Origin of the sequence: Akkermansia sp. BCRC 18949, from assembly GCF_045011645.1 — a bacterium.
Lineage (GTDB): Bacteria > Verrucomicrobiota > Verrucomicrobiia > Verrucomicrobiales > Akkermansiaceae > Akkermansia > Akkermansia massiliensis.
The window spans coordinates 12,307-34,820 of sequence record NZ_CP123619.1; the positions used below are offsets into that span (position 1 = coordinate 12,307).

Annotated in this window: 16 protein-coding genes; 7 read left to right on the plus strand and 9 right to left on the minus strand. The window is 59.9% G+C overall.

What is annotated here, in order from left to right; genetic code table 11:
- Window positions 1-22: 22 nt before the first annotated feature.
- From kdpB to P8A25_RS00070, 5 genes are all read right to left on the minus strand, one after another.
- The gene (gene kdpB / locus P8A25_RS00050; RefSeq protein WP_404838797.1) at window positions 23-2,134 is read right to left on the minus strand and encodes a potassium-transporting ATPase subunit KdpB; all 2,112 of its coding nucleotides are present in this window, start codon (window positions 2,132-2,134) and stop codon (window positions 23-25) included.
- Between the two features lie 33 nt (window positions 2,135-2,167).
- A complete protein-coding gene (gene kdpA, locus P8A25_RS00055; RefSeq protein ID WP_022397914.1) occupies window positions 2,168-3,868 on the minus strand; it encodes a potassium-transporting ATPase subunit KdpA in 1,701 nt (566 codons plus the stop codon).
- A 114-nt stretch (window positions 3,869-3,982) separates the two neighbouring features.
- Window positions 3,983-4,753: a TonB-dependent receptor gene (locus P8A25_RS00060; RefSeq protein WP_215442944.1), complete on the minus strand. Its 771-nt coding sequence runs from the start codon at window positions 4,751-4,753 to the stop codon at window positions 3,983-3,985.
- A 153-nt stretch (window positions 4,754-4,906) separates the two neighbouring features.
- Window positions 4,907-5,605: a response regulator gene (locus tag P8A25_RS00065; protein ID WP_022397916.1), complete on the minus strand. Its 699-nt coding sequence runs from the start codon at window positions 5,603-5,605 to the stop codon at window positions 4,907-4,909.
- Between the two features lie 18 nt (window positions 5,606-5,623).
- Window positions 5,624-8,302 carry a sensor histidine kinase KdpD gene (locus tag P8A25_RS00070; RefSeq protein ID WP_215442942.1) on the minus strand — a complete coding sequence of 893 codons (2,679 nt, stop codon included), beginning with the start codon at window positions 8,300-8,302 and terminating at the stop codon, window positions 5,624-5,626.
- 196 nt (window positions 8,303-8,498) lie between these two features.
- Between P8A25_RS00070 and P8A25_RS00075 the strand changes: the two genes are divergently transcribed.
- The 4 genes from P8A25_RS00075 to P8A25_RS00090 all read left to right on the plus strand — a co-directional run bounded on the left by P8A25_RS00075 (window position 8,499) and on the right by P8A25_RS00090 (window position 13,684).
- Entirely contained in the window at window positions 8,499-11,636 is a 3,138-nt protein-coding gene (locus tag P8A25_RS00075; RefSeq protein WP_404838724.1) for an exo-alpha-sialidase, read from the plus strand.
- Window positions 11,637-11,717: 81 nt separating this feature from the next.
- Window positions 11,718-11,930 (plus strand): hypothetical protein, encoded by a 213-nt coding sequence (locus tag P8A25_RS00080; RefSeq protein ID WP_404838725.1) that lies wholly within the window; start codon window positions 11,718-11,720, stop codon window positions 11,928-11,930.
- An 88-nt stretch (window positions 11,931-12,018) separates the two neighbouring features.
- A complete protein-coding gene (locus tag P8A25_RS00085) occupies window positions 12,019-12,996 on the plus strand; it encodes a hypothetical protein (RefSeq protein WP_102730698.1) in 978 nt (325 codons plus the stop codon).
- Between the two features lie 19 nt (window positions 12,997-13,015).
- On the plus strand, window positions 13,016-13,684 hold the full coding sequence (locus tag P8A25_RS00090) for a PEP-CTERM sorting domain-containing protein (RefSeq protein WP_102721298.1): 669 nt from the start codon (window positions 13,016-13,018) through the stop codon (window positions 13,682-13,684).
- 333 nt (window positions 13,685-14,017) lie between these two features.
- On the opposite strand, the gene P8A25_RS00095 is transcribed toward P8A25_RS00090, so the two are convergent.
- Window positions 14,018-17,812, minus strand: coding sequence for a glycoside hydrolase family 2 TIM barrel-domain containing protein (locus P8A25_RS00095; RefSeq protein ID WP_215442938.1), 3,795 nt, complete (start codon window positions 17,810-17,812; stop codon window positions 14,018-14,020).
- A gap of 139 nt (window positions 17,813-17,951) precedes the next feature.
- Window positions 17,952-19,013: a lipid A deacylase LpxR family protein gene (locus P8A25_RS00100; RefSeq protein WP_215442937.1), complete on the minus strand. Its 1,062-nt coding sequence runs from the start codon at window positions 19,011-19,013 to the stop codon at window positions 17,952-17,954.
- Window positions 19,014-19,136: 123 nt separating this feature from the next.
- Between P8A25_RS00100 and P8A25_RS00105 the strand changes: the two genes are divergently transcribed.
- From P8A25_RS00105 to P8A25_RS00115, 3 genes are all read left to right on the plus strand, one after another.
- The gene (locus P8A25_RS00105) at window positions 19,137-19,952 is read left to right on the plus strand and encodes a TatD family hydrolase (RefSeq protein WP_215442935.1); all 816 of its coding nucleotides are present in this window, start codon (window positions 19,137-19,139) and stop codon (window positions 19,950-19,952) included.
- A gap of 69 nt (window positions 19,953-20,021) precedes the next feature.
- Window positions 20,022-20,510, plus strand: coding sequence for a LysM peptidoglycan-binding domain-containing protein (locus P8A25_RS00110; RefSeq protein WP_022397927.1), 489 nt, complete (start codon window positions 20,022-20,024; stop codon window positions 20,508-20,510).
- Window positions 20,511-20,540: 30 nt separating this feature from the next.
- The gene (locus P8A25_RS00115) at window positions 20,541-21,245 is read left to right on the plus strand and encodes a L,D-transpeptidase family protein (RefSeq protein WP_215442933.1); all 705 of its coding nucleotides are present in this window, start codon (window positions 20,541-20,543) and stop codon (window positions 21,243-21,245) included.
- A 97-nt stretch (window positions 21,246-21,342) separates the two neighbouring features.
- Here the strand turns inward: P8A25_RS00115 and P8A25_RS00120 are convergent, their stop codons facing one another.
- Window positions 21,343-21,777, minus strand: a complete 435-nt coding sequence (locus P8A25_RS00120; RefSeq protein WP_251828000.1) for a hypothetical protein — start codon at window positions 21,775-21,777, stop codon at window positions 21,343-21,345.
- Between the two features lie 438 nt (window positions 21,778-22,215).
- Complete coding sequence (locus P8A25_RS00125; protein ID WP_215442926.1) at window positions 22,216-22,491, minus strand: hypothetical protein; 276 nt, start codon at window positions 22,489-22,491, stop codon at window positions 22,216-22,218.
- Between the last annotated feature and the right edge of the window lie 23 nt (window positions 22,492-22,514).

Here is a 22,514-nt window from a genome sequence, read left to right on the forward strand (position 1 = left end):
CAGCAGGTTGATTTTTAATTGTTCAGACGAGGTGCAGGGCGGTGACGGCCATGTCAATGAGCTTGATGCCGATGAACGGCGCAATCAGGCCGCCTACCCCGTAAATGAGGATGTTGCGCTTCAGCAGGGAGGCTGCTCCCGCCGGTCGGTAGGAAACCCCCTTCAAGGCCAGTGGAATAAGTGCCACGATAATGAGGGCGTTGAAGATCACCGCGCTGAGGATGGCGCTCTGCGGGGAGTGCAGTCCCATCACGTTCAGGGCGGAAAGCGGCCCCCGGGCCATGCCGTCAGCCACAAAGAGGCCCGCAAACATGGCGGGGATGATGGCGAAGTACTTGGCCACGTCATTGGCGAAGGAGAAGGTGGTCAGCGCGCCGCGGGTGATCAGCATTTGCTTGCCGATTTCCACGATTTCAATCAGCTTGGTCGGGTTGCTGTCCAGGTCTACCATGTTGCCCGCCTCCCGGGCGGCCTGCGTGCCGGTGTTCATCGCCACGCCCACATCGGCCTGGGCCAGGGCGGGAGCGTCGTTGGTGCCGTCCCCGGTCATGGCCACCAGATGGCCTTCCGCCTGTTCTTCACGGATGCGCGCCAGCTTCATTTCCGGCGTGGCTTCCGCAATGAAGTCATCCACTCCGGCCTCCGCCGCAATGGATGCGGCAGTCAGGGCATTGTCCCCTGTCACCATGACGGTGCGGATGCCCATGGCCCGGAGCCGGGCGAAGCGTTCCTTAATGCCGCCCTTGACGATGTCTTTCAGGTAAATGACGCCCAGCATGTCCCTTCCCCGTGCCACTACCAGCGGCGTGCCGCCGGCACGCGCGACGTTCTGCACGGTCATTTCCACCTCCTGCGGGAAAGCTCCGCCCTGGTCCTTCACCCACTGCGCCACGCTTTCCGCAGCGCCCTTCCGGATGGAAACGGCCGGCTGGCCGCCGTGCGCCGCAATGTCCACGCCGCTCATGCGGGTGGAAGCGGAGAACGGAACAAAGGTGATGTGGTCCGCGTCCATGTGGCGGCCCCGGATTCCAAATTGCTTTTTGGCCAGTACTACGATGCTGCGCCCTTCCGGCGTTTCATCGGACAGGGAGGCGAGCTGGGCGGCTTCCGCCAGCTGCTGGTCCTCCACGCCGGGTGCAGGCAGGAATTCATTCGCCATGCGGTTGCCGAAGGTGATGGTTCCGGTCTTGTCCAGCATCAGCACATCAATGTCCCCGGCCGCTTCCACGGCACGGCCGGACGTAGCCAGCACGTTCCGGCGCACCAGCCGGTCAATGCCGCTGATGCCGATGGCGCTCAGCAGGCCGCCGATCGTCGTCGGAATCAGACACACCAGCAGGGAGACCAGAACGGGCAGGGAAATATGGCCATCCGCCCTGAAGCCCAGCGCCCGGGCGGAATCTTCAATGTATCCGGCCATGGCTGGGAGGGAAAGCACTACGGCAATGAAGACGATGGTCAGCGCCACGAGCAGGATGCCCAGCGCGATTTCATTGGGCGTCTTCTGCCGGCTGGCGCCCTCCACCATGGCGATCATGCGGTCCAGGAAGGTATTGCCCGGTTCCGCCGTGATGCGGATGACGATGCCGTCGCTGATCACGCGGGTGCCCCCCGTTACGGCGCTGCGGTCTCCCCCGCTTTCACGGATGACCGGGGCGGATTCCCCGGTAATGGCGGATTCGTCCACGCTGGCGATGCCTTCAATCACCTCGCCGTCAAGAGGAATGATGTCCCCGGCCTCGCACAGCACTTTTTGCCCCTTGCGCAGCTCGGAAACGGAGACTATTTCCTCCGTCCCCTTGTCCGTCAGCAGACGGGCGTTCACATAGACGCGCATTTTTTTCAGAGCGTCCGCCTGGGCCTTTCCACGGCCTTCCGCCAATGCTTCCGCAAAGTTGGCGAACAGGACGGTGAACCAGAGCCAGAGCGTGACTTGCAGGGTAAAGCCGAAAGGCTGCCCGGCGGCGGCATCCCGGATAAGGACGACCGTAGCAACCAGGGCACCGATGGCCGTGACGAATATCACGAAGTTTTTGGATAAAGCACGCGGGTCAAATTTGCGCAGCGCGTCCCGGAAGGCCGTTTTCAGCATGGCCCCGTTGCACCAGGATTGATTCTTTTTTTCTTCTTTCATCATCGTAAAATCTGGTTTGTTGGTGAATGCTCCTTACAGCATGGTTCCCGAATACAGGAGCAGATGCTCCAGAATGGGCCCCAGGGCCAGGGCCGGGAAGAAGGTGAGGGCGCCTACAATCAGCACCACGGCCACCAGCAGAACCATGAACATCAGGTTGTCCGTCGCCATGGTGCCCTGGGCCGGAGGCGCGGTTTTCTTGGATACCATGCTGCCCGCAATGATCATCACCGGAATGATGGCTCCGAAGCGGGCCAGCAGCATCGCCAGGCCGCCCAGCACGGAATAGAAAGGCGTATCCCCCACAGCCAGGCCGGCAAAGGCGCTGCCGTTGTTCCCGGCCTGGGAACCGAAGCAGTACAGGATTTCCGTCAGCCCGTGGGGTCCGGCATTGCAGATGGATTCACGCCCCACTTCCGTAGCGGCGGCCAGTCCGCTCATAAGCAGGACGGTTATGCCGGGCAGCAGAACGCCCACCATGGACCAGCGCACTTCCCGCGCTTCAATTTTTTTGCCCAGGAATTCGGGAGTACGTCCCACCATCAGCCCGCACAGGAAGACAGTGATCATGGCGAACATCAGCATGCCGTACAGGCCACAGCCCAGACCGCCGAAGATCACTTCACCCAGCAGCATGTTGAACAGGGCAATGCCGCCGCCCAGCGGGGACATGCTGCAGTGCATGCAGTTCACGGAGCCGTTGGAGGAGGCCGTCGTAGCCACGGACCAGAGGGAGCTGTTCGTCACGCCCAGGCGCACTTCCTTGCCTTCCAGCATTTCCATGCCGGGGAACAGCGGGTTCCCCGTGTGTTCCGCCCACTGGGAAAGCCCGATGGTCGTCACAAGCAGAAGCATCATGGCGCCGAAGATGATCCAGCCCTGCCTTTTTTTCCCGATCATCACGCCGTAGGCATACGGGCAGGCGCAGCCGATCAGGAGCAGGGAGAGCATTTCAACCATGTTGCTGAACGGCGTGGGGTTTTCAAAGGGGTGCGTGCTGTTGTTCCCAAAGAAGCCGCCGCCGTTCGTCCCAAGCTGCTTGATGGCCACCTGGGAGGCCGCCGGACCGTTGGGAATCACCTGCTCCACGCCGTCCATGCCCGGTACGGTGGCGGGTCCGTCAAAGGACTGCACCACCCCCTGGGAGACCAGCAGAAGCGCGACGACCACGGAAATCGGAATCAGAAAGTACAAGGTACTGCGCGTCAGGTCCGCCCAGAAGTTGCCCAGAGTGGAGGCGCATTTCCTTTTCAGACCGCGGATCAGGGCGGCCATGACGGCAATCCCCGTGGCGGCACTGACGAAGTTCTGCACGCCCAGCCCGGTCATCTGGACAAAGTAGCTGATGCCTTCCGGCCCTTCGCCGGAGTAGAACTGCCAGTTCGTGTTGGTCATGAAGCTGATGGCCGTATTCAGGGCAATGTCCCACCGCATGTTTTCCGTGCCGGCGGGATTCAGCGGCAGCCATTTCTGGCACAGCAGGGAAAGGAACAGGATGAGGAATCCGGCGGCGTTGAACAGAAGAACGGCCGTCAGATACTTTTTCCAGTCCATTTCGCGGGAGGGGTCCACGCCGGCCACACGGTAGGTGCAGCGCTCCACGGGACCAAGAACCGGGGAAAGCCAGCTCCGCTTTCCCTGTAAAACATTCGCCAGCCACTTCCCGAGCAACGGAGTGAAGGCGACCAGTATGCCTATGAATAGGACAATGATTAACAAGTCGTGTGAGGACATAACGCAACTTTATACATGTTCCGGAAATTCCGGGTAGTTAACAAGGGGCTGCCGGACATTAAGAAATTGTTAATTTCCCTTTGGAAGCCCGTTTTTCATGACGCCAGTACGCCGTTAGAATTCCACGCCCAGGCGGAAGCCCACCCAGAACTCGTCCCCGGCGTCCCTGCGGCGCAGCACCGTAGCCGCCTGGGAATAATTGACGGAGCCGGAAAGGGAATAATGTTCCGCAAACCGCCACGTCACGCCCAGGCTCCAGTCAATGCAGTTGGAGCCGTCGTCATAGTCCACGTTATAACCGCCGTTGTACCCGTACCTGGCCATGGGCGTTACCGTCACGTTCTCCACGGGGGACCATTCCAGTTGCACAAAGGCGCTGTAATAGGCTTCAAAATCCTGGTGTTCCACCTTCACCTGGGTTTCCGCCCCCACGGTCAGCCAGTCCGTCACGGCATAGGAGACGGTCAGGGCCGGATTGGCTACGTTGTAGTCCTGCGTGAAATAGAACTGGTGCTCATACCAGGGATTGACGGTCCACTTCCCCAGCTTCCAGGCGTAACCCAGAACCAGGTCCAGCTCGTCATAATTGGAGGAATCCCCCCCGGCGTACCAGGCGCTGAGCGTAAGGTCTTTCCAGGAGATGCTCGGAGCCACTTCCCAGATGCCGCTGCCCGGCAGGCAGTCCAGCCCTTCCGTCACGTATTTGCTGGACCAGCCCGCGGAAAGGGAGAAAGCCCAGTCCGTGTCCGTAGAAGGGATGGCGGCCTCCTGCGCGTTGGCCAGGGAGGAAGAGGCCGTTTCCCCGCCCATGCAGACGGTTCCTGCCATCATGGCGCAGCCCAGAACTGCGGCCCCTATGTTTTTTGCGGTGTGTGTAATCTTCATAAAGACGTATCGAATACGTCCTGAATCCTACACAGCATATTGACCTTCGTGAAGTTAAGCCATGCCCTGCAAACGTTATGAAAAAATATATTTCCCGGCTTCCACGGGTGGAAGGCCACAGCCTTTCCCGGCCCGCGGAAATGGGAAAAAGATTTATTCAGCTCCGTCCGCCACAATTCTGTACCCCAGGCCGGATTCCGCGCGGATGATGCGGTTTTCCGGATCGGAATCCCCCAGCTTCTGGCGCAGGTGGGCGATGTGCACCCGCAGGTAGTGCGTATCTTCCTCATGCTGGGGGCCCCAGATTTCACGGAGAAGCTGGCGGTGGGTCATCACCTTGCCCTGATGGAGCAGCAGAAGGCGCAGAATGCCGTATTCCTTGGAGGTCAGATGGATTTCCTCCTTCCCCTTCTCCACGCGCCGGGAGCTCAGGTCCACAATGATGGATCCCAGCCGGAATACGGAGGGCTCCCTGTCCGGCCGGTTGCGCCGCAGCATCACGCGCAGGCGCGCCAGCAGTTCCCGGCCGCTGAACGGCTTGGTCAGGTAATCGTCCGCCCCGGCGTCCAGGGCGTCCACCTTCTCATCCTCCCTGTCCCATGCCGTCAGGATCAGAATGGGAACCTGCGTCCATTCCCGGAGCTGTTTGAGCACTTCCAGTCCGTTGATGTCCGGAAGGCCCAGGTCCAGAATAATGGCGTCCGGCCGTTTCAGAGCGGTCTCGCTCAGGCCGAGCTGCCCGTTTTCACACTCGCGGACATGGTAGCCTGCGCCGGTCAGCGTCAGGTTCAGGAGACGGCGTATCTGCCGTTCGTCATCAATAACCAGGATATCTGCGGGAAGGTCGCTCATAACACGGGGAAGGAAGGTTTATTCTTCAGGAACATGATCATGCTCCACCAGGGGAAGGACAAGACGGAAACAGGTTCCGGCGGGAACGGCAACCAGGGTAACGGCTCCCCGCTGCGCCTCCATGAAACCGCGCACGATGGAAAGCCCCAGGCCCAGGCCGCCGGGCCGCGTCGTCCGGAAACGCTCAAAAATGGTTTCCGCCCGTTCGGGGGGAATGCCCGGCCCCAGGTCATGGACATCCAGCCAGACCTGGCCGCGCACGGGATCGGCGCCGCCCTTCAGCGTAATGGGGGTTCCCGCAGGAGTATGCACGCAGGCATTCAGCAGCAGATTGACCAGCACCTGCTCCATCAGGGAGAAATCCGCCTTCACCAGCGGATAATCCGGCGGCAGGGCGACAGACACGGGATGGTCCCGGCGCGCCTCCCTGGTGGCGGCCAGAGCCCCTTCAATCACATCCCCCAGGTCGCACCAGTCCAGTTTGGGCTTCAGGGCGCCGGATTCCAGGCGGCTCACGTCCAGCAAATTTTTCACCAGGCGGCGCAGGCGGCGTGCGGCCAGCAGGATTTCCCCATACTCCTCCCGTTCCTCCGGCGCGGACGCGGCGCGCCCGGCCAGCTTCTCACAGCCGCCCTCAATCACGGCCAGAGGCGTCTTGAACTCATGGGAAACGCTGTCCAGCAGGGAGCGGTGCAGTTTTTCGGATTCCTCCATGAGCCGCGTACGCGCCCGTTCCGCCCGCAGCTCTTCACGTTCCAGCGCCATGGCCAGCTGCGCGCCCATGCTTTCCAGCAAATCCTTCTGCCCTGCCGTAAGGCGCTCCCCTTCCTCCGGCCTCACGCCCAGCACGCCCATGCAGCGTTCCCCGGACATCATGGGGAGGTAAAACCCTTCCGCCACCGGGAGCGTATCCGTAAACCTGCCTGCGGGCCGGCGGTGCTCCAGGCACCAGGCAGCCACGCTCCATTCCTTGTCATCCATGGAAAAAGCCCCCCCGGATTCCCAAAGCTTCAGCCTGCGGCCGCTGCCTTCCGGCGTCATGACCGCCAGGCGCACCCCCATGATCTGGCTGATCTGCCCTGCGGCGACGGAAATCAGGGAAGGCACGTCCGAGGCGGACCCAATGGCCCGCGAATACAGAAACAGGGCATTCGTCTTTTTTTCCCGTTCCCGCTCCTCCTGCTCGCGGACCCTCAGGCGGGAAGTGAGCCGCCCCGTGGAGAGAGCCACCAGAAAGAAGAAAAGGCACATCAGGGCATCCTCCAGCCGTTCTATCTTGAATGTCATCACCGGGGGAATGAACAGCAGGTTCCACAGCAGGGCGCTCAGCGCAGCGGCCATCAGCATGGCCCAGCGGGAACGGATGAAAAAGCCCAGGCCCACTACTCCCGCCAGATACAGGAAGCCGGGAGCGAAATAACCGGTAAACGCGGAAATCAACAGGCCGATTCCCGTAACGGCCGCCGTCACGCCTGCGGCCAGCCAGTAGTCCCGGCCATATTTTTCCGTTTCCCGGTGCCAGCTCTTCCACCGGTTCCGGACCGGACCGGGAGCGGCGGGAACTACGTAAATGTCAATCTGGTCGCTCCCCTTTACCAGTTTGTCCACCAGGGACATGGGCCGCACCAGCCCCCACAGGTAAGCCTCCTGCGGCTTGCCCACCACAATCTGGCTGACATTTCTCAAAAAGGCCATGCGGAGCAGCGTCTCCGCCAGGTCGGAACCGGGCATCACGATCACTTCCGCACCCAGCCGCCGCGCCAGCTCCAGGTTGGCGTCCAGCCGCTGCTGCTGTTCGGGGGACAGCGGCACGCCCGTATCCACGGAAAGGGCAATCCACGGAGCGTTCAGGGCGTAAGCCATGCGCCGCGTCCAGCGCACCAGCCGGGCGGAAAACGGGCTGGGCCCCACGGCTACCATCAGCCGTTCCCCGCTGCGCCAGATGGAGCGGTCCCCGGAGATGGTGCGCACCTCCGTCAGCTCATGGTCCACCTTCTCCGCCATGATGCGCAGGGCCAGTTCCCGGAGGGCCGTAAGGTTGGACTCCTTGAAAAAATGGTTCAGCGCGGCGGAAGCCTGGGGAGCGCTGTATACCTTCCCTTCCTGAAGACGCGTCCGCAACTGCTCCGGCGTGATGTCCACCAACTGGATGCAGTCCGCCTCCGCCAGCACGGAATCCGGCACGGTTTCCTGTACGGGAGCGGCGGTAATGTCATGAACGGTATCGGAACGGCTTTCCAGATGCTGCACGTTCAGCGTGGTGTAAACGTCTATCCCTGCGGCCAGCAAATCCTCCACATCCTGGTAGCGCTTCCTGTGACGCATTCCGGGAACGTTCGTATGCGCCAGCTCGTCCACCAGAATGAGCTGGGGCTTCACGCGCAGCGCCTCCTCCAGGTCGAACTCCTCCATCTGCACGCCCCGGTAAGCCATTTTCTTCATGGGCAGGCGCGGCAGCCTGCCGATAAGGCGCATCGTATCCTCCCGGCCATGGGATTCCGCCACGCCGATCATGACCTGCACGCCTTTGTCCGCCGCCTGGATGGCGGCCTCCAGCATGGCGTACGTCTTGCCCACTCCCGGCGCCATGCCGAAGAAGATTTTCAGCAGGCCGCGGCCGGGGCGGGATTCCTCCCTCCGGATGGAGGCCAGAATCCTGTCTGCCCACTGGCTGTCCGAATGCGTTTCTGAAAACATGAAAAAAGGGAACCGTAATGGTATCCGGCTTGAATGTTAGAATTAACCTAATGGAAGACCGTTCAGGGTGCAAATAAAACAGACCAGAAAAAACGTTAAAATTTTATTAAATCCCACCCCCCTTCCCCATTTTTGTTTCCATTCTTTCTTCTTTTCGTTATCAAGCATTTTTAAATTTTCCCCTTTCCTTTTCACAATGAACGCCTTCCAGACCATTCGCCGCACCGTCTCCTCCTCCGCAGTCCTGTTTCTCCTGCTCCTGGGAACCGCCCTGGCGCGGGGAGCGGAGGAAGCCGCTTCTGAAAACTTCGACTCCTTTCCGACGGGCAGCTTCACCTCCCTGGAAACCGCTCTGGGGACCATGACGGCGGAAAGCGGGCATGCCGCCATCGCCAGCAACCGCTGTTCCTCCCAGCCCAACTGCATGCGGCTCATCGGCCTGGGCGCCGGGACGAAAAGCACGGCCACGCTGACGCTGCCCGCTCCCCTCGCCGTCAAAAAGACGCTTGCCCTGACCGGGGAACGCTGGACGTCCGACAGCCCCTTTTCCTTCACCATCCACGCCGCGGACGGGGAAGGGAATGAAACACTGGTCGCGGACGGCTCCTCCCTGAAAACGGGCAGCAATCCCATGACCCAGCAGGTGAGGGGCGCCATCCCTTCCGGCACCGCGCGCCTCATCTTCCGCTGCGAGGCCCCCGCCAATAAGGGCGTTCTTTTCGACGATCTGGTCTTTTCCGAATTCAACCCCCTCTCCAGCACCGCGGAAGCATGGCCGGCCATGATCCGCATGGAGGCCAACGGCATCCTCCGCTTTTCCCTGACGGAACTCCCCGCTGCGTATGACGGCATGGCCGTCACGGTGGACATGAGCCCGTCCGACGACCTGGGTGACATTGAAAGCGTTTCCCTTTACACCGGTGACGCGGACGGCATCTATTCCGCGCCCGCCTACGGCAGCAGCGGCCACGGCGCCATGAGCACCACGGGCGTCCTTGCCAGCCCGGCCCAGCCGCCGGCTCCCGTCATGACGTTCCCCGTCACTCCGGGGGTTCTCACGAACGGACGGCAATACTACTTCTGGGTCAGCGTCAAGCTCAAGAACTCCGCCAGCATGGACCACAAGGTGGGCGCCAGAATCACCTCCGTCACCGTGGACGGGCAAACGACTGATGTTGCCGATGGAGTGACGGCCAGGCAGCGGATAGGCTATGCCGTCGCCAAGGCGAACGATCCGGTTTACGGAGGCTCCTTGGAAGGAAAGGCCTCCAGGAAATCCCGCATTCCGGGCATTGTGCGCGCCAGGAACGGGGATCTGGTCTCCGTTTTCGATATCCGCTACGACGGCCGGAACGACATGCAGGCCAACATCGATACGGGATGCAGCCGTTCCACGGACAACGGACGCACCTGGACGCCCGTCAACGTGGCCGTCAACTTCAACCCCACGGGCGATTCCGCCAACGACTACCATTCCGGCTACGGCGTCAGCGACCCCTGCATCCTTCTGGATGAAGTCAACGGTACCCTGTGGGTGGCAGGCATCGCCAGGCACGGGCTGGCCTCCTCCAAGGCCAACGTGGACGTGGAAAGCCTGGAAACCGCCCAGTATGTGGTAGCGTACAGCACGGACAACGGCCGGACATGGGGTTCCGCGGACCCCGGCACGGGGGAGTTCGTAAAAATGAAACCCCGGAGCATCAACAAGGACATCAAGAACAGGGCCTGGAAATCCTTTTTCCAGGGTCCGGGCCACGGCATTACGATGAAGAAGACGGTCAACGGCGTACGCCCCATTGTCTTTCCTTCCCAGATATGGACGGGCGCCAGCGGCGCGGGAACTCCCCAGTCCTGCATCATTTATTCTCTGGACCGCGGCCAGACCTGGATCAGCGAGGACATCGGCAAATCCGGCACGCCCGGCATCGGAGCCGGCTCCAGCGAATGCGCAGTCACGGAGCTCAGCGACGGGCGCCTGATGCTCAACGCCCGCAATGAAAGCAGAAGCGGGTACCGTAAGGTCTTCACGACGGACGACATGGGGAAGACGTGGACGGCTCATGCCACCAACCTGAAAGCCCTGCCGGAGCCCGCCGCCTGCCAGGCCAGCCAGCTCGCCGTGGAAAACTCCGCGAACATCAGCAGGGCCCTCCTTTTCTCCAACCCTGATAAAACTTCCGCCCCCCGCGCCCGAATGACCCTCAAAGCCTCCTTTGACGAAGGCGCCACATGGCCCTCCAGCCGCCAGGTTCTTTACGATTCCCGCCCCTGCTGCGGCTATTCCGACATCTGTGAAACGGGAGACGGCCACATCGGCGTGCTGTATGAAGGGCTCAACGGGGACGAAAATATCTTCTTCCTGCGCATTCCGTATGATGAATTCCTTCCTTCCCTGGACGTTCCCGCCGCCGGAGCGCCCGTCCGCGTGGGACCGGAAGGCGTGACGGCAGCCACGTTCACCGTCTCCAGCGACGATTCCTGGACGGCGTCCTCTTCCGCTGGCTGGATCACCGTCTCTCCCTCTTCCGGCTCCGGAAACGGCTCCGTCACCTACAGCGTGGACCGCTGGGAAGGCGCGGGCGAACGCACCGGAACCATCACGGTTGCCGTTCCTGGCGTCCAGCCGGTCTCCGTCACTGTCATCCAGTCCGGCAGGGCCCCTGCGCTGGCGGTTTCCCCCGCTGCGCTGGTGCTTCCCAAAAACGGGGGAACGGCGGTCTTCTCCGTCACCTGCGACGCCGCCTGGAATGTCTCCAAAACGGCGGACTGGATAAACATCACCGGCATGCAGGGAGCGGAAACGGGCAATGGAACCGTATCCATTGCCGCAGAGGCCAATGCCGCGGAAGGCTCCCGTACGGCGCAGCTTTCCTTTTCCTCCTTTGGAACCGTCCGCTCCGCCACCGTGACTCAGCGGGGGCAGAAACGCACGTGGAATGAATGGAAGGAGGATGAAATCACCTCCCGGGACCCGGACACGGACCAGACAGGCCCCAATGATTCCCCGGCCGGGGACGGCATCCCCAACCTGTTGAAATACGCCACAGGATTGGATCCCCTCAAACCCTGCGGTAGCGTCGTGCAGGTCACCGCGGAGGAAGCGGGCGGAGACGCCTGCCTGGTACTGGGCTGGCCCGTCAACCCGGAAGCCACCGGAATCAGGCACGCAGTGGAAGCCTCGGAAGACCTCCAGACCTGGACGGAGACGGCGGAAGTGGAAACGGAAGGCAAAAGCTCCGCCACTTTCCGGGATGCCGTGCCCATGAACGCGGAAAGTCCCCGGCGAAGATTCCTGCGCCTGAAAATTTCCCGTGAAGGGGAAAGCCCGCTTTAAGGGCAAAACAAGCACGCGGCACCGGGAATCTTCCGGCAAGGGAAAAAAAGCCTTTTTCCCTCAGCCCATCCTTTTCCGATATTGGAGAAGGAACCAGATGCCATGCCGCCATTTTTTCCGGATGAACTGCACTCCGCACTAAAAGCGGAAAATGCCGGAAAAGCACTTGAACCCGGTAAATTTCACTCTTGCCGTGTCCGCGGCCAACCGCAGGAATCCCCTTGTTTTTCTGCGTTCGCAAAAGACCGTCTAACAAATAAAATTAAAAAATCGGAACGTTTTTTCCTTTCTTAATTGACAAACCATGCCCTTTCCTCTTAATGATTTAATGTTTATGAATCCGGTATATTGTCTGCCAGCGGCCCTCTTCACATGCGTGTTGTTGTCGGCAACAGCCGCCTCCCTGCATGCGGAAACAGCGTACAGCACGCCCTGCGGCTACATCCAGACGGATCTGAATGCCAAAACAACGGGCTATCTGGGCCTGGGAGTGCATCCGGAAGCCCTGATGCAGCATACGCTTGAGGAAAACAACATCACCGTTTCCGGCAGCAAAATCACCATCACGGACCCGGACGTCAATTTTACCGACCTGATGGAGACGGATTCCGCCTATGTTCTGGAACTCATTTTCGGAGACGAGGCGATGGCCCTTCCCCTCAACAGGGACGCGTGGAAAAAGCCCGCCCCTTCCTGGACGGCGAATAAAATAACGGTGGATGACAAAAGCGCAGCGGACCTGATTAAAAACAGCAAGCCGGTTTCCTACGTGCTGCGCAAGGCGCGCACCCTGAACGATGTTCTGGGAGGCGACAATACGTTCAGCCTGAAAAGCGGCACTTCCGGCACGGCGGATGCCGTTTATATCTCCACCTCTCCCTCCATCCAGATTCCGGTTTACCACTCCGCTACGGAAAACAAATGGATGCGCCGCGGTTCCCGGGACGACATGGGCCTTCTCCCCGTCTTCAATCATGAACCCCTTAAAATCGTCCGGAAAGCCGGCAATGGCGTGCAGGCCTTCGTTATCGGGGAAGTGGCGCAGAAGCACCAGAGGCTCCAGCTCTCCCAGGAAAGCACGCTCCTTCATACGGGGCTGCCTGTTCCCCAGACGCTTCTCAGCACCTCCCTCCACACCGCCCTGCCCGATCCTTCCAGTGACGTGGTTTACGTGCCTCTCACACCCGGCGGCCCTCTGGAGCCCTGTTATTATGATTCTTCCTCCGGACAGTGGAAAAACAGGGACACGGGTGAAAACGTATCCTCCACGGCGGTGGAAGGCATCCTGAACATCCTTTCCGGCACCAGGCTTCCCGCTTACACAACTGTCCAGACCAATACATTACCTACTCCTCAATAACAACTTAACAAGTGATACCATGATGAAACATTCCTTCCTGCTGTACGCAGCCGCCGGACTGATGATCGCGGGAGCAGCCTCTGCCACGACGCTCACCGTTTACAATGAAGACGAATATGGGACTGCCCCTATTACGTCCATTCTTGACGCTTCCGGCCATTCCCTGCAAAACGGCTCCGCCATGCTCGGATACCTTCAAGACAGTACCTGGTCTTTCGACCTGGTTGACGGCAAGATTGAATGGTCCAAAAACAGCACGCCCGCAGGCCAGTTGAGCTACAGCCAAATGGCGGAAATCAGGCAAAGCTTCACCACCAGCCTTTCCGCCGTTTCTCCGGAATATCCCGGCGCCATCACCAATGGCGGCCAGTTTTCACTTTCCGGCACGCTGGCCTCCGGTCTGGAAGGAAAGCCCATTGTCCTCCTGGTCAACAACGACGATTCCCCCGGCGAATTCTCCATGTTTACGTTCCGGAACGTGGATACGGGCGAGCTGGCCAAGTACCCGGGAGTGGTGGGGAACGACATGACGTTTTTCTTCGGGTCGCAGGCGGATGCCATTACCGAGGGTTATGAGTGGTATGCCATCCCTCTCTTTAACGACAACTTCAATCTGGTTCCCGAACCCGCCACCGCTACGCTGAGCCTCCTCGGCCTGGCGGCGCTGATGATGCGCAGACGACGCTAAAAGAGCTAGCTTTCACCACCGTTAAAGCCTCCGCACGGGAATGCCTGTGCGGAGGCTTTTTTGCAGGCGGATGGCTGCCGCAGGCCAGGGACCCTTCATCAAATCCCGCCGCCGGAGGAGCGCCGCGAGCCTCTGCGGCAACCGATTCATCATGCGGCTGGCAGCCGCACTGGTTTTCAGAAAACGCGCCCGCTGGCGCCCAGGTTCATCTTTAGTTGGCGCAAGGGCTTGCGGCGCTCCAACCAGGCTCCAAACGGCATTGCGGCAAATAAAACGCCCCGCGCACTCCGAAAAGCGGCGGGGCGTCTGTTCAAGCGGTGGAAACCGCAGGAGTTACTTTTTAACGGGGATGATGTCCAACTCCGCTACAGCGGCGTAATCCCGGCCCTGCGTCTCACTGAGGGCGGAGAAGCGGAAATAGCGCGCCTTGACGGGCGCCTGGAACTTCACTTCCTGAAGGTCCACGCTGTCCGGGAAGGCGCCCTTGGCGGCAGGCTGCCATTTTTCACCGTCCGTGCTCACTTCCACGGAATAATCCTTCACGCGGCCGTTGCCGCTGCCGTCCTGGCGGGGCAGGTAGGTAATGCCGGAGAACTCCCGCTCCTTGCCCAGGTCCACGGCCAGCACGTGCGGGTGCTTGGTCACGGTCTTGTTGTACTCGGAGTGCCAGAAGGTGCCGGGGTCCCCGTCAATGGCGAACTCGGCATCCGCCTCGCCCTGCTCCTGGCTGGTCACGCTCTTGACGGTATACTTGTCCGTACGGGTCAGCATGGTCATGTCCAGCTGGGCCGCGGGCACGCGGATTTCACCCTTGTAGGACTTGGCCGTAACGGGACGCATGAAGAAGGACAGCGGGTAGGGCTTGTTGGCCTTGATGATGTCCCTGCTCATGGGGCCGGGGCCGCAGGAGGCGCCCCCCAGGCCGCGCGTGGCGGAGGAGAGGACCAGCACGGTTTTGTCCGTCGTCTTGGGCAGCTCCACGGGGTGGTTGGCCAGAATCAGGTCCGTCGTGGTGTAGGGAATGGCTGAGAAGGCAAACGGGGCGCCCACGGAACCGAAGAGCAGGCCCTGCCCCTTGTCATCCGTGACGGCCACCCAGCGGGTGTCTTCATGGTTGCCGCAGTCCTGCGGCCTGCCGTACGGGAAGAAGGAATCCCGGGCCGTCGTCTTGTAAACGCCCAGAGGCATGCCGCTCTTGCGGTCCGCATAGTTTTCCTCCGGCCCGCGGCCGTAGTAGGTCACGTTGCCCATGTTCGCCGGCAGCTGGAGCTCATACCCCAGGCGCAGCAGCTCCAGGGGATTGCCGCGCGGCAGCAGCACGGACTGGCAGACGACGGTTCCATCCGGGTAGATGGTCCATTCCAGATTGTTGATGAAATGGGTGTTCGTGTCATTCAGGGGCTGCTTTTTGGGCGTGATGGAGGTCTTGGTGTCTCCATAGCCGCTGATGTTTTCAGCCTGCTTGCCGCTTACCTTGACGGACTGCTTGACGGTGACGCTGCTGCCGTTGTCCACGGCTTCATAACTGAGCAGTTCATGCTTCAGTTCACGGAGGCCGTTGGCCATGCTCTTGGCCATGACGCCCGGCTCATTGCTGGAAGCGGCGCGCAGGGCGTTCACCGCCATGGGCGTCTTGAACAGGGGCTTGCCGTTCACGGTGAACTGGGCCAGTTCCCCGGTGGCCGCGTCAAACTGCACGGAGAAATCCTTGCCGGACACGGTGTGCTTGTCCGCGCTGAGGGTTACCTTGCCGGAAGGCGCCTTGAACATGGGCAGGTCTCCCTGCACGGGAAGCTGGAGCTGGTCAAAGGCCAGTTCATAGCCCTTCCCGGCCCAGTCCTTGTCCTTCTTCAGCTTGTAGCCGATGCGCAGGGCGTATTCCGCTCCCGGCTTCCGGTTCTTCAGCTGCGGGATGTCCGGCACGGGCACCACGATCTTCTCCCTGGGTCCGGCCGGAGGCGTATCCAGCCTGCCTTCCGCCACCACATTCCCGTTCTCCGTCAGGGTCCAGGTAATGTCGTACGGAGACAGGTCCGTGAAGAAGTTCTTGTTGAAGATGGCGATCTTGCCGTCGTCCGTCAGGGACGTGGAGATATTCTGATAGACGTGCTTCACTTCAAAGTAGCCCGGTTCCGGCGTGCGGTCCGCCAGAATGGTGCCGTTGAACACGAACTGGCCGCTGTTGGGATGGTCGTTGAAGTCCCCGCCGTAGGCCAGCATCTTTTCCCCGTTCGGCAGGGTCTTGTACAGTCCCTGGTCCACCCAGTCCCAGATGGCGCCGCCCATGATGCGGTCGGAGGACTCGATAGCCTCCCAGTAGTCCGCCAGGTTGCCCATGGCGTTCATCATGTTGTGCGCGTACTCTGAAATGTAGTAGGGCTTCGGGAAGTTCTTGTTGGCCGCCATGGAGCGCGTCCAGTCCACGGAGGGGTACTGGTTGGAGCCCAGGTCCACGATGTCGTTGTTGCGCTCATAGTGGGTGGGGCGGGACATGTCCCTGGCCTTCACGATCTTTTCCGCGCTGCGGAAATTCTGGCCGGGCCCTGCCTCATTCCCCAGGGACCACATGATCACGCTGGGGTGGTTCTTGTTGCGCTCCACCATCGCCATGATGCGGTCCACGTGGGCCGGCATCCATTCGATGGGGTGGGAAAGGGACTCCTTGCCGTAATAGTAGCCGTGGGATTCGATGTTGGCCTCATCCTGCACGTAAATGCCGTACTTGTCGCAGAGGTAGTAGAAATAGGGATCCGCGGGATAATGGGAGCAGCGCACATGGTTGATATTGGCGCGCTTCATCATCTGCACTTCCTCCTCCATCTGTTCCGGAGTCACGTAGTGCCCGGTTTCCGGGTGGCTTTCATGGCGGTTCACGCCCTTCACCTTGACCGGCTGGCCGTTTACCAGGAACACGCTGTCCTTGATCACCACGTTACGGAAGCCCACGCGGGAGGAAACCATTTCCTCCGTCTTGCCGTCACGCTTCAGCGTCAGCACCAGGGTGTACAGGTTGGGATCCTCCGCGGACCACAGGCGGGGCTTGGAGTAAATGCCCAGCAGGGAAGTTTTGAAATCCTTCATGCCGGTGAGGCGCAGGGGCTTTTCCAGCACGCCGTCATACGGGGCGTCCTTGGGCTTGACGGGCTCCACCAGCTTGCCGGCGGCGTCATACAGGGCCATGGAAATGGTGCACCCTTCCAGCTTCTCGGTCGCCGGGAACAGGTTGCGCACGTCCACGTCCACCTGGAGGCGCCAGTCCCCGTTCATGGTGCCGGGCTTGGCATGATCAATGTTCAGGGCCCAGTCCCGCTGGTCCACCGGATTGGTCTGCGCGAAAAAGTCGCGGATGTGGACCTTGGGCACCGCAAAAATGGAGACGTTGCGGAAAATGCCGGACAGGCGGAACATGTCCTGGCATTCCAGGTACGCGCCGTCGGAATGGCGGTACACCTCCGCGGCCACCACGTTCTCCCCCTTCTTGAGGTAGGGGCTGATGTCAAAACGGGCCGGATTGCGGGAATCCTTGGAAAAGCCCACGTACTGCCCGTTGATCCAGAGGTAGAAGAAGGAATCCACGCCGTCAAACTGCATGTACACCTCCCTGCCGTCCCAGTCCGCGGGCACTTCAAACGTGCGGCGGTAGGAGCCTACGGGATTCCGTTCCTTGTAGGACGTGTAATTCTTGTTGGAGGGCTCCTTCATCACATAGGGCCAGGAGCGTTCAAAGGGGTACGGCTGGTTGGAATAAATGGGGGTGCCGTAGCCCTGCGTCTGCCAGGAGGCGGGCACCTTGATTTCCTTCCAGTCCTTCACGTCGTAATCCGGCTTGTAAAAATCGGCCGGGCGGCTCTGGGGATCCTTGGCCCAGTGGAACTTCCACTGTCCGTTCAGGGACTTGCGCCACTTGCTGTTTTCAGGCAGCACTTTCAGGGCGGACTGCAAATCGCTGAAAGACGCAAAAAAGGCCGTAGGGGCCTCCTTGTTCAAATGCAGGTTCTGCTCCTGCTCCCATTCCAGCCCGGTGGGGGCGGGCGCGGGGGCGGAATCGCCCGGGGCTCCCAGGCCGCACATGGCGGAGCCTACCGCCAGCGCGGTACAGGATAAAAGCCAGGATCTGGTCGTTCTCATGAAGTAAGTATGTGTCAACGTTGGTATGCAAAAACGGATTGTCCTGTTACATACGAATCCGCAATTCTAATTCTAACAGCAAACTTCACCTTTGCAAGCTGCCGTTGCGTTTATGGACCGCCTGCGAAGAACGCAACCGTTAAAAAGTATGCTTTAACTGGAGGACGCCCACGCACTGCATGGATTCCTGCTGTGTATACTCCTTGGTAATGTAGTGCAGGCCGAACAGCAGTTCCGTGCGCTTGTACCGGAGGCCGAAGCCGTAACCCCATTCCCCCACCACGGGATACTTGTTCACGTACTCCGGAGAGGAGCGGAACACCGTGCCGTCCAGGTACAGGTCATGGGCCACGGCGCGCACGGCGGCGTGCAGATAGCCGTAATACCCCCAGTTGGCGACGTTCGTCCTGTTGTAAACGAAGGGCGGCGCGGCGCTGGTGGCCCCGCGGATGCTGTTTTCAGGGGAAGTATTGCCCAGATTGTAGCCAAAGCGGAAGGACATGCCGCCGCCCGCCTGCACCTTCACCGTGCCGGCATCCGCGTGCCAGTACGCCAGGGCGTCCGTTTCAAAGCCGGAGCTGTAGCGCTTTTCCAGGCCGCGCAGGCGGTAGTAACGCTTGAAAAACAGATTGGCCGTCATCTCTCCGGGGAGCTGGTTGGACCAGCCGGGCCATTGTTCCATGCCCCACAGCTTATGAATGAAATGCTGGGAGCCCTTCGCCAGGGAATTCGTGCCCGTGGTGCCCAGCTGCAATTCCAGGGAATTGGCCCTGTCCTCATTCTTCACCAGGGAAGCCAGGCCCAGCGTCAGGTTGCCCACGTAGGGATGCTGGTTATAAATGGGGTAGGTAGCCTTCTGCTCCGGGGTATACATGAGCTGGGTCAGGTCCAGCCCCCACTGCTGGCGCAGGTTGGGGGAACCGTTCATGCCCATGAAACGCCGCCAGGAAGCGGAAGCGTTCGTGCCCCCCAGCACCGTTCCCAGCATGCCGGAAAAAGTGTGGCTCCGTGATGTGGTGCCGGACATCCAGGCAAAGCGGACGCCGTTGGTATAATTATCGTCATCTCCCACGAACATGTCGTTTTCCAGATGGAAACTGATGACAGGGCCCTCCTGCGGCGCTTCTATCTGCTGGGTCCCTGCCTGAAGGGAAGCCACCGACAACAGGCCGGCGCACATGCACAAAGCCGTACAATTCATGCGCGGCAGTTTGTGCGTTTCACTTCCGCGTGGCAAGGAAAAATCAGGCATGCCCTGCGTTTGCACTTTTCAAAACCGGGAAATATCCACAGACTTCCCCTGCCCTGCCAGGGTTTTTACGCCATGATTATTGACACGCACTGCCATCTGGCTTCCGCGCAATTCGACCAGTCCCGCCGGGAAGCCTATGTGGAGCATGCCCTCCGGGAAGGCATAGACCGCATGATTACGCTGGGAGCCCGCCCGGATGACTGGGAGGCGAACGCAGCGTGGGCGCGCCAATTCCCGGACGTGGTCTTTTGCGCGCTGGGCATTCATCCGGACGACGCCCATGACGCGCCGGAGGGCTGGGCGGACCGCCTTTCCCGCATGGCGCAGGATATCCCCCTGGCCGCCATCGGGGAAACGGGGCTGGACTACTTCCACGGAGCCCCCCGGGGCTGGGAGGCTGAAAGCTTCCGCCGCCGCCAGCAGGAGCTGCTGGAACAGCACTTTGACCTGGCGGCGCGCCTGGGCCTCAACATCGTCCTGCACACGCGGGACCGGAAAGGGTCCGGAAGCTTTGAAGACGCCCTGGCGATTGCCCGGAACCACGCGGGCCGCGTGCGCCCCGTGTTCCACTGCTTCATTGGAGACACGGCCCAGGCCGCGCGAATTTTTGACGAACTGGACGGCATGGTCTCCTTCACCGGGGTGGCCACCTTTAAAAACGCCCCCGTGGTGGCGGAAACCGCGCGATGGTGCCCGGAAGACCGCATCATGCTGGAAACGGACTCCCCCTACCTCAGCCCGGAACCCCTCCGGGGCCGCATGAACGAACCCGCGCACCTCATCCATACGGCCCGTTTCATCGCCGCTTCCAGAAGCATGGAACTGGATGAGCTGGCCCGCGTAACGACGCGAAATGCGGAAACCTTTTATAATCTGGACAAGGGCTGAAAAAAAATCCCGGCAATCCGCGCTAGCGCCTTGAATCCGAAATCATAAATTAGTATGAACAGGGCACACATGAAAGCGCCATTCATTTTTACCTGCGCCTGCGCTGCCGCGCTGGTGCTCCCCTTCTCTTCCTGCTCCACCCAGAATTCTTCCACAGCCGGCTATGATACTGCGGAACCGGCCAGCGGCGAAATCCCGCCGTGGATTGCGGAAAGCTCTGATCCCGCTTATGAATCCGGCCATTACAGCCCGGTGAAGAGCTCCTCCAGCTCTTCCAGTTACGCCTATAATCCGCCCGCCAAGCCTTCCGTCAGCAAGAAATCCCCCACGCGGAAAACCACGGCCAGCAGCAAGTCCTCCCGCAGCACGAGCGCCAGAAAGAGCACCACGCGCAAGCCCGCTCCCAAGGCACGCACCTACACCGTGAAGAAGGGCGATACGCTGGGAGCCATCGCCCGCAGGAACGGCACCTCCGTCAAGGCGCTGAAGAGAGCCAACGGCCTCAAGTCCGACATGATTCACATCAACCAGAAGCTGACGATTCCGCGTTCCAAGTAATCCGGGGCTCCCTCCCCGGCTTAACCACTTATGAAGCATCTCTTTCTTCTGGCCGTCCTCCCCGTGGTTCTCATGGGGTGGACGTCCTGCACCCACTCCGGCAAGGGCCATACGGCCCTGCCGGATCCGCGCACCGTGGACAAATCCGTCCCGGAATACAAAAACCCCTTCCATCCCTCCACGTATGCCCACTTCGTAGCCCGCAAGGACTACCGGAAAACGTATGACGTGTACAAGGATGACACCCTCCTGAACCGCAAGCCGAAGAAATCCCGCAAAATCTTCGTCTGCCTGGACGAGCAACGGGGCCAGTACCTGGTGGACGGCCTGGTTGCCATGGACTTTCCCCTCTCCTCCGGCGTCAAGGCCTACCCGACCAAGACGGGAGACTACACGGTCATCTCCAAGAAGGAGGACCACGCGTCCAACCTTTACGGCAAGATGTATGATGCGGAAGGCAAATGCATCAACTACAATGCGGAAGCCACGGACCCCGTTCCGGAAGGCGGCCGCTTTGACGGTTCCCCCATGCCCTACTGGCAGCGGCTTACCAACGCGGGCCTGGGCCTGCACGTGGGGAAGGTGCGGCGCCACCCCATCTCCCACGGCTGCGTCCGCCTGCCCCGGAACGTGGCGGAAATTCTCTACAAGCAAACCAGCGTAGGAACGCCCGTCACCATCCAGAGAACGCCCCTGCCCGTGCCGGAAGCTCAGAAAGCCCCTGCCGTACAGTAACAAACAGATAGAATCCTGCTACAGCAAAAACGACTTTTACCGGACAGTCTTTTTCAAATATATTTCTAAAAAATTCTCTTCCTTTAGCGGATCCCTGTTAATTCACCTGCCGTCTGCAGGATTGTAATAACAACAGTTGTAATAGACCCAGAGCCAATTTGCCATCGTTCATTTCGCTGGACCATTGCACCGGCTGGACGAGGTTTCCTGTGCTGCCAACTATCCCATAGGGGGAGTAGTCGTAAGTTGCCGCGATCGTTCCCTGCCCATCAAAAACTTCCGTCACATTCTTGTTGAAGTCCGTTCCATAGCAGTAAAGAGAGGCGGCCTGCACCAGGGCCAGGGGACGCGTAGCCACCGGTTCCAGGGGATCCCACAACAGTGTCCGAATCACGTTCCAGTTGTCCAGCATGTCCAACACCGCTAGTTGCAGGTAGCCACGGTACAGGTAGAGTTCATGGCTGGCGACCGTCCCGTTGACGGTGACTTTCTTCATGTAGCGGCGTCCCATGGAGTTGTACCCGCATTCCACTACTATGCGTCGTCCTCGCTGGTGAAGCTTACCGCATGGTTGGTTGCGTTGTACATAGCTGTCCACACGCCCGTTGCGGTCTTGATCAATGTTTTTTGGTTGCCTGAAGCGTCATATTGCAGCACAAAGGGCGTTTCCCCACTTTCTTCAATGCGGGTGTACTGGTTGAGTTCGTTGACTGCGTAAGTGAGTTCTTCCGCTATTTCCCGCGCCGCCTTGCGATTGCCGATGTTGACGTGACTGTTCCCAAGGCGGCTCTAGTGAGTTCACTTCTGGCATTATAAGTGAAGCTGTCGGCGCGGACGTTTCTGTTCCACGTAGTTAATAACTACATTCCTCGATGGCAGTAGTTTCTTCTTTCGGCTTCTTAATTTAATGGAAAGGATATTCTGTTTATCCACACAACACCCCTTAATTTGGATGGCGAGTGTAATAGAACTATTCCTCTATTTCATCATTATATAATTTAAATAGATAAAATTCAATATATCCTACCATTAATCCAACCGCTCCTGACAATATCAAAAAATAATGATGTTCATCGCATAAGATGCGGTCCAGCATAGCGCCCATAATGAGTCCGATAATCAGTCCTAAAAAACAAGCTACCAGTTGATTTATTTCACTAGAGAAAATACGCCAGATTACCCAGCCAATTACAGCCAATATAAATGTTACTGGAAATGAAAATACAATCATTGAAAATCCAGCCATGACGGCATGGTGAAAATTAGATA

Bases quoted from the DNA above. Each gene is read 5' to 3' on its own strand.
- kdpB (WP_404838797.1), bottom strand. From the start codon at position 2,134: ATGAAAGAAGAAAAAAAGAATCAATCCTGGTGCAACGGGGCCATGCTG.
- kdpA (WP_022397914.1), bottom strand. From the start codon at position 3,868: ATGTCCTCACACGACTTGTTAATCATTGTCCTATTCATAGGCATACTG.
- P8A25_RS00060 (WP_215442944.1), bottom strand. From the start codon at position 4,753: ATGAAGATTACACACACCGCAAAAAACATAGGGGCCGCAGTTCTGGGC.
- P8A25_RS00065 (WP_022397916.1), bottom strand. From the start codon at position 5,605: ATGAGCGACCTTCCCGCAGATATCCTGGTTATTGATGACGAACGGCAG.
- P8A25_RS00070 (WP_215442942.1), bottom strand. From the start codon at position 8,302: ATGTTTTCAGAAACGCATTCGGACAGCCAGTGGGCAGACAGGATTCTG.
- P8A25_RS00075 (WP_404838724.1), top strand. From the start codon at position 8,499: ATGAACGCCTTCCAGACCATTCGCCGCACCGTCTCCTCCTCCGCAGTC.
- P8A25_RS00090 (WP_102721298.1), top strand. From the start codon at position 13,016: ATGATGAAACATTCCTTCCTGCTGTACGCAGCCGCCGGACTGATGATC.
- P8A25_RS00095 (WP_215442938.1), bottom strand. From the start codon at position 17,812: ATGAGAACGACCAGATCCTGGCTTTTATCCTGTACCGCGCTGGCGGTA.
- P8A25_RS00100 (WP_215442937.1), bottom strand. From the start codon at position 19,013: ATGAATTGTACGGCTTTGTGCATGTGCGCCGGCCTGTTGTCGGTGGCT.
- P8A25_RS00105 (WP_215442935.1), top strand. From the start codon at position 19,137: ATGATTATTGACACGCACTGCCATCTGGCTTCCGCGCAATTCGACCAG.
- P8A25_RS00110 (WP_022397927.1), top strand. From the start codon at position 20,022: ATGAAAGCGCCATTCATTTTTACCTGCGCCTGCGCTGCCGCGCTGGTG.
- P8A25_RS00115 (WP_215442933.1), top strand. From the start codon at position 20,541: ATGAAGCATCTCTTTCTTCTGGCCGTCCTCCCCGTGGTTCTCATGGGG.
- P8A25_RS00125 (WP_215442926.1), bottom strand. From the start codon at position 22,491: ATGGCTGGATTTTCAATGATTGTATTTTCATTTCCAGTAACATTTATA.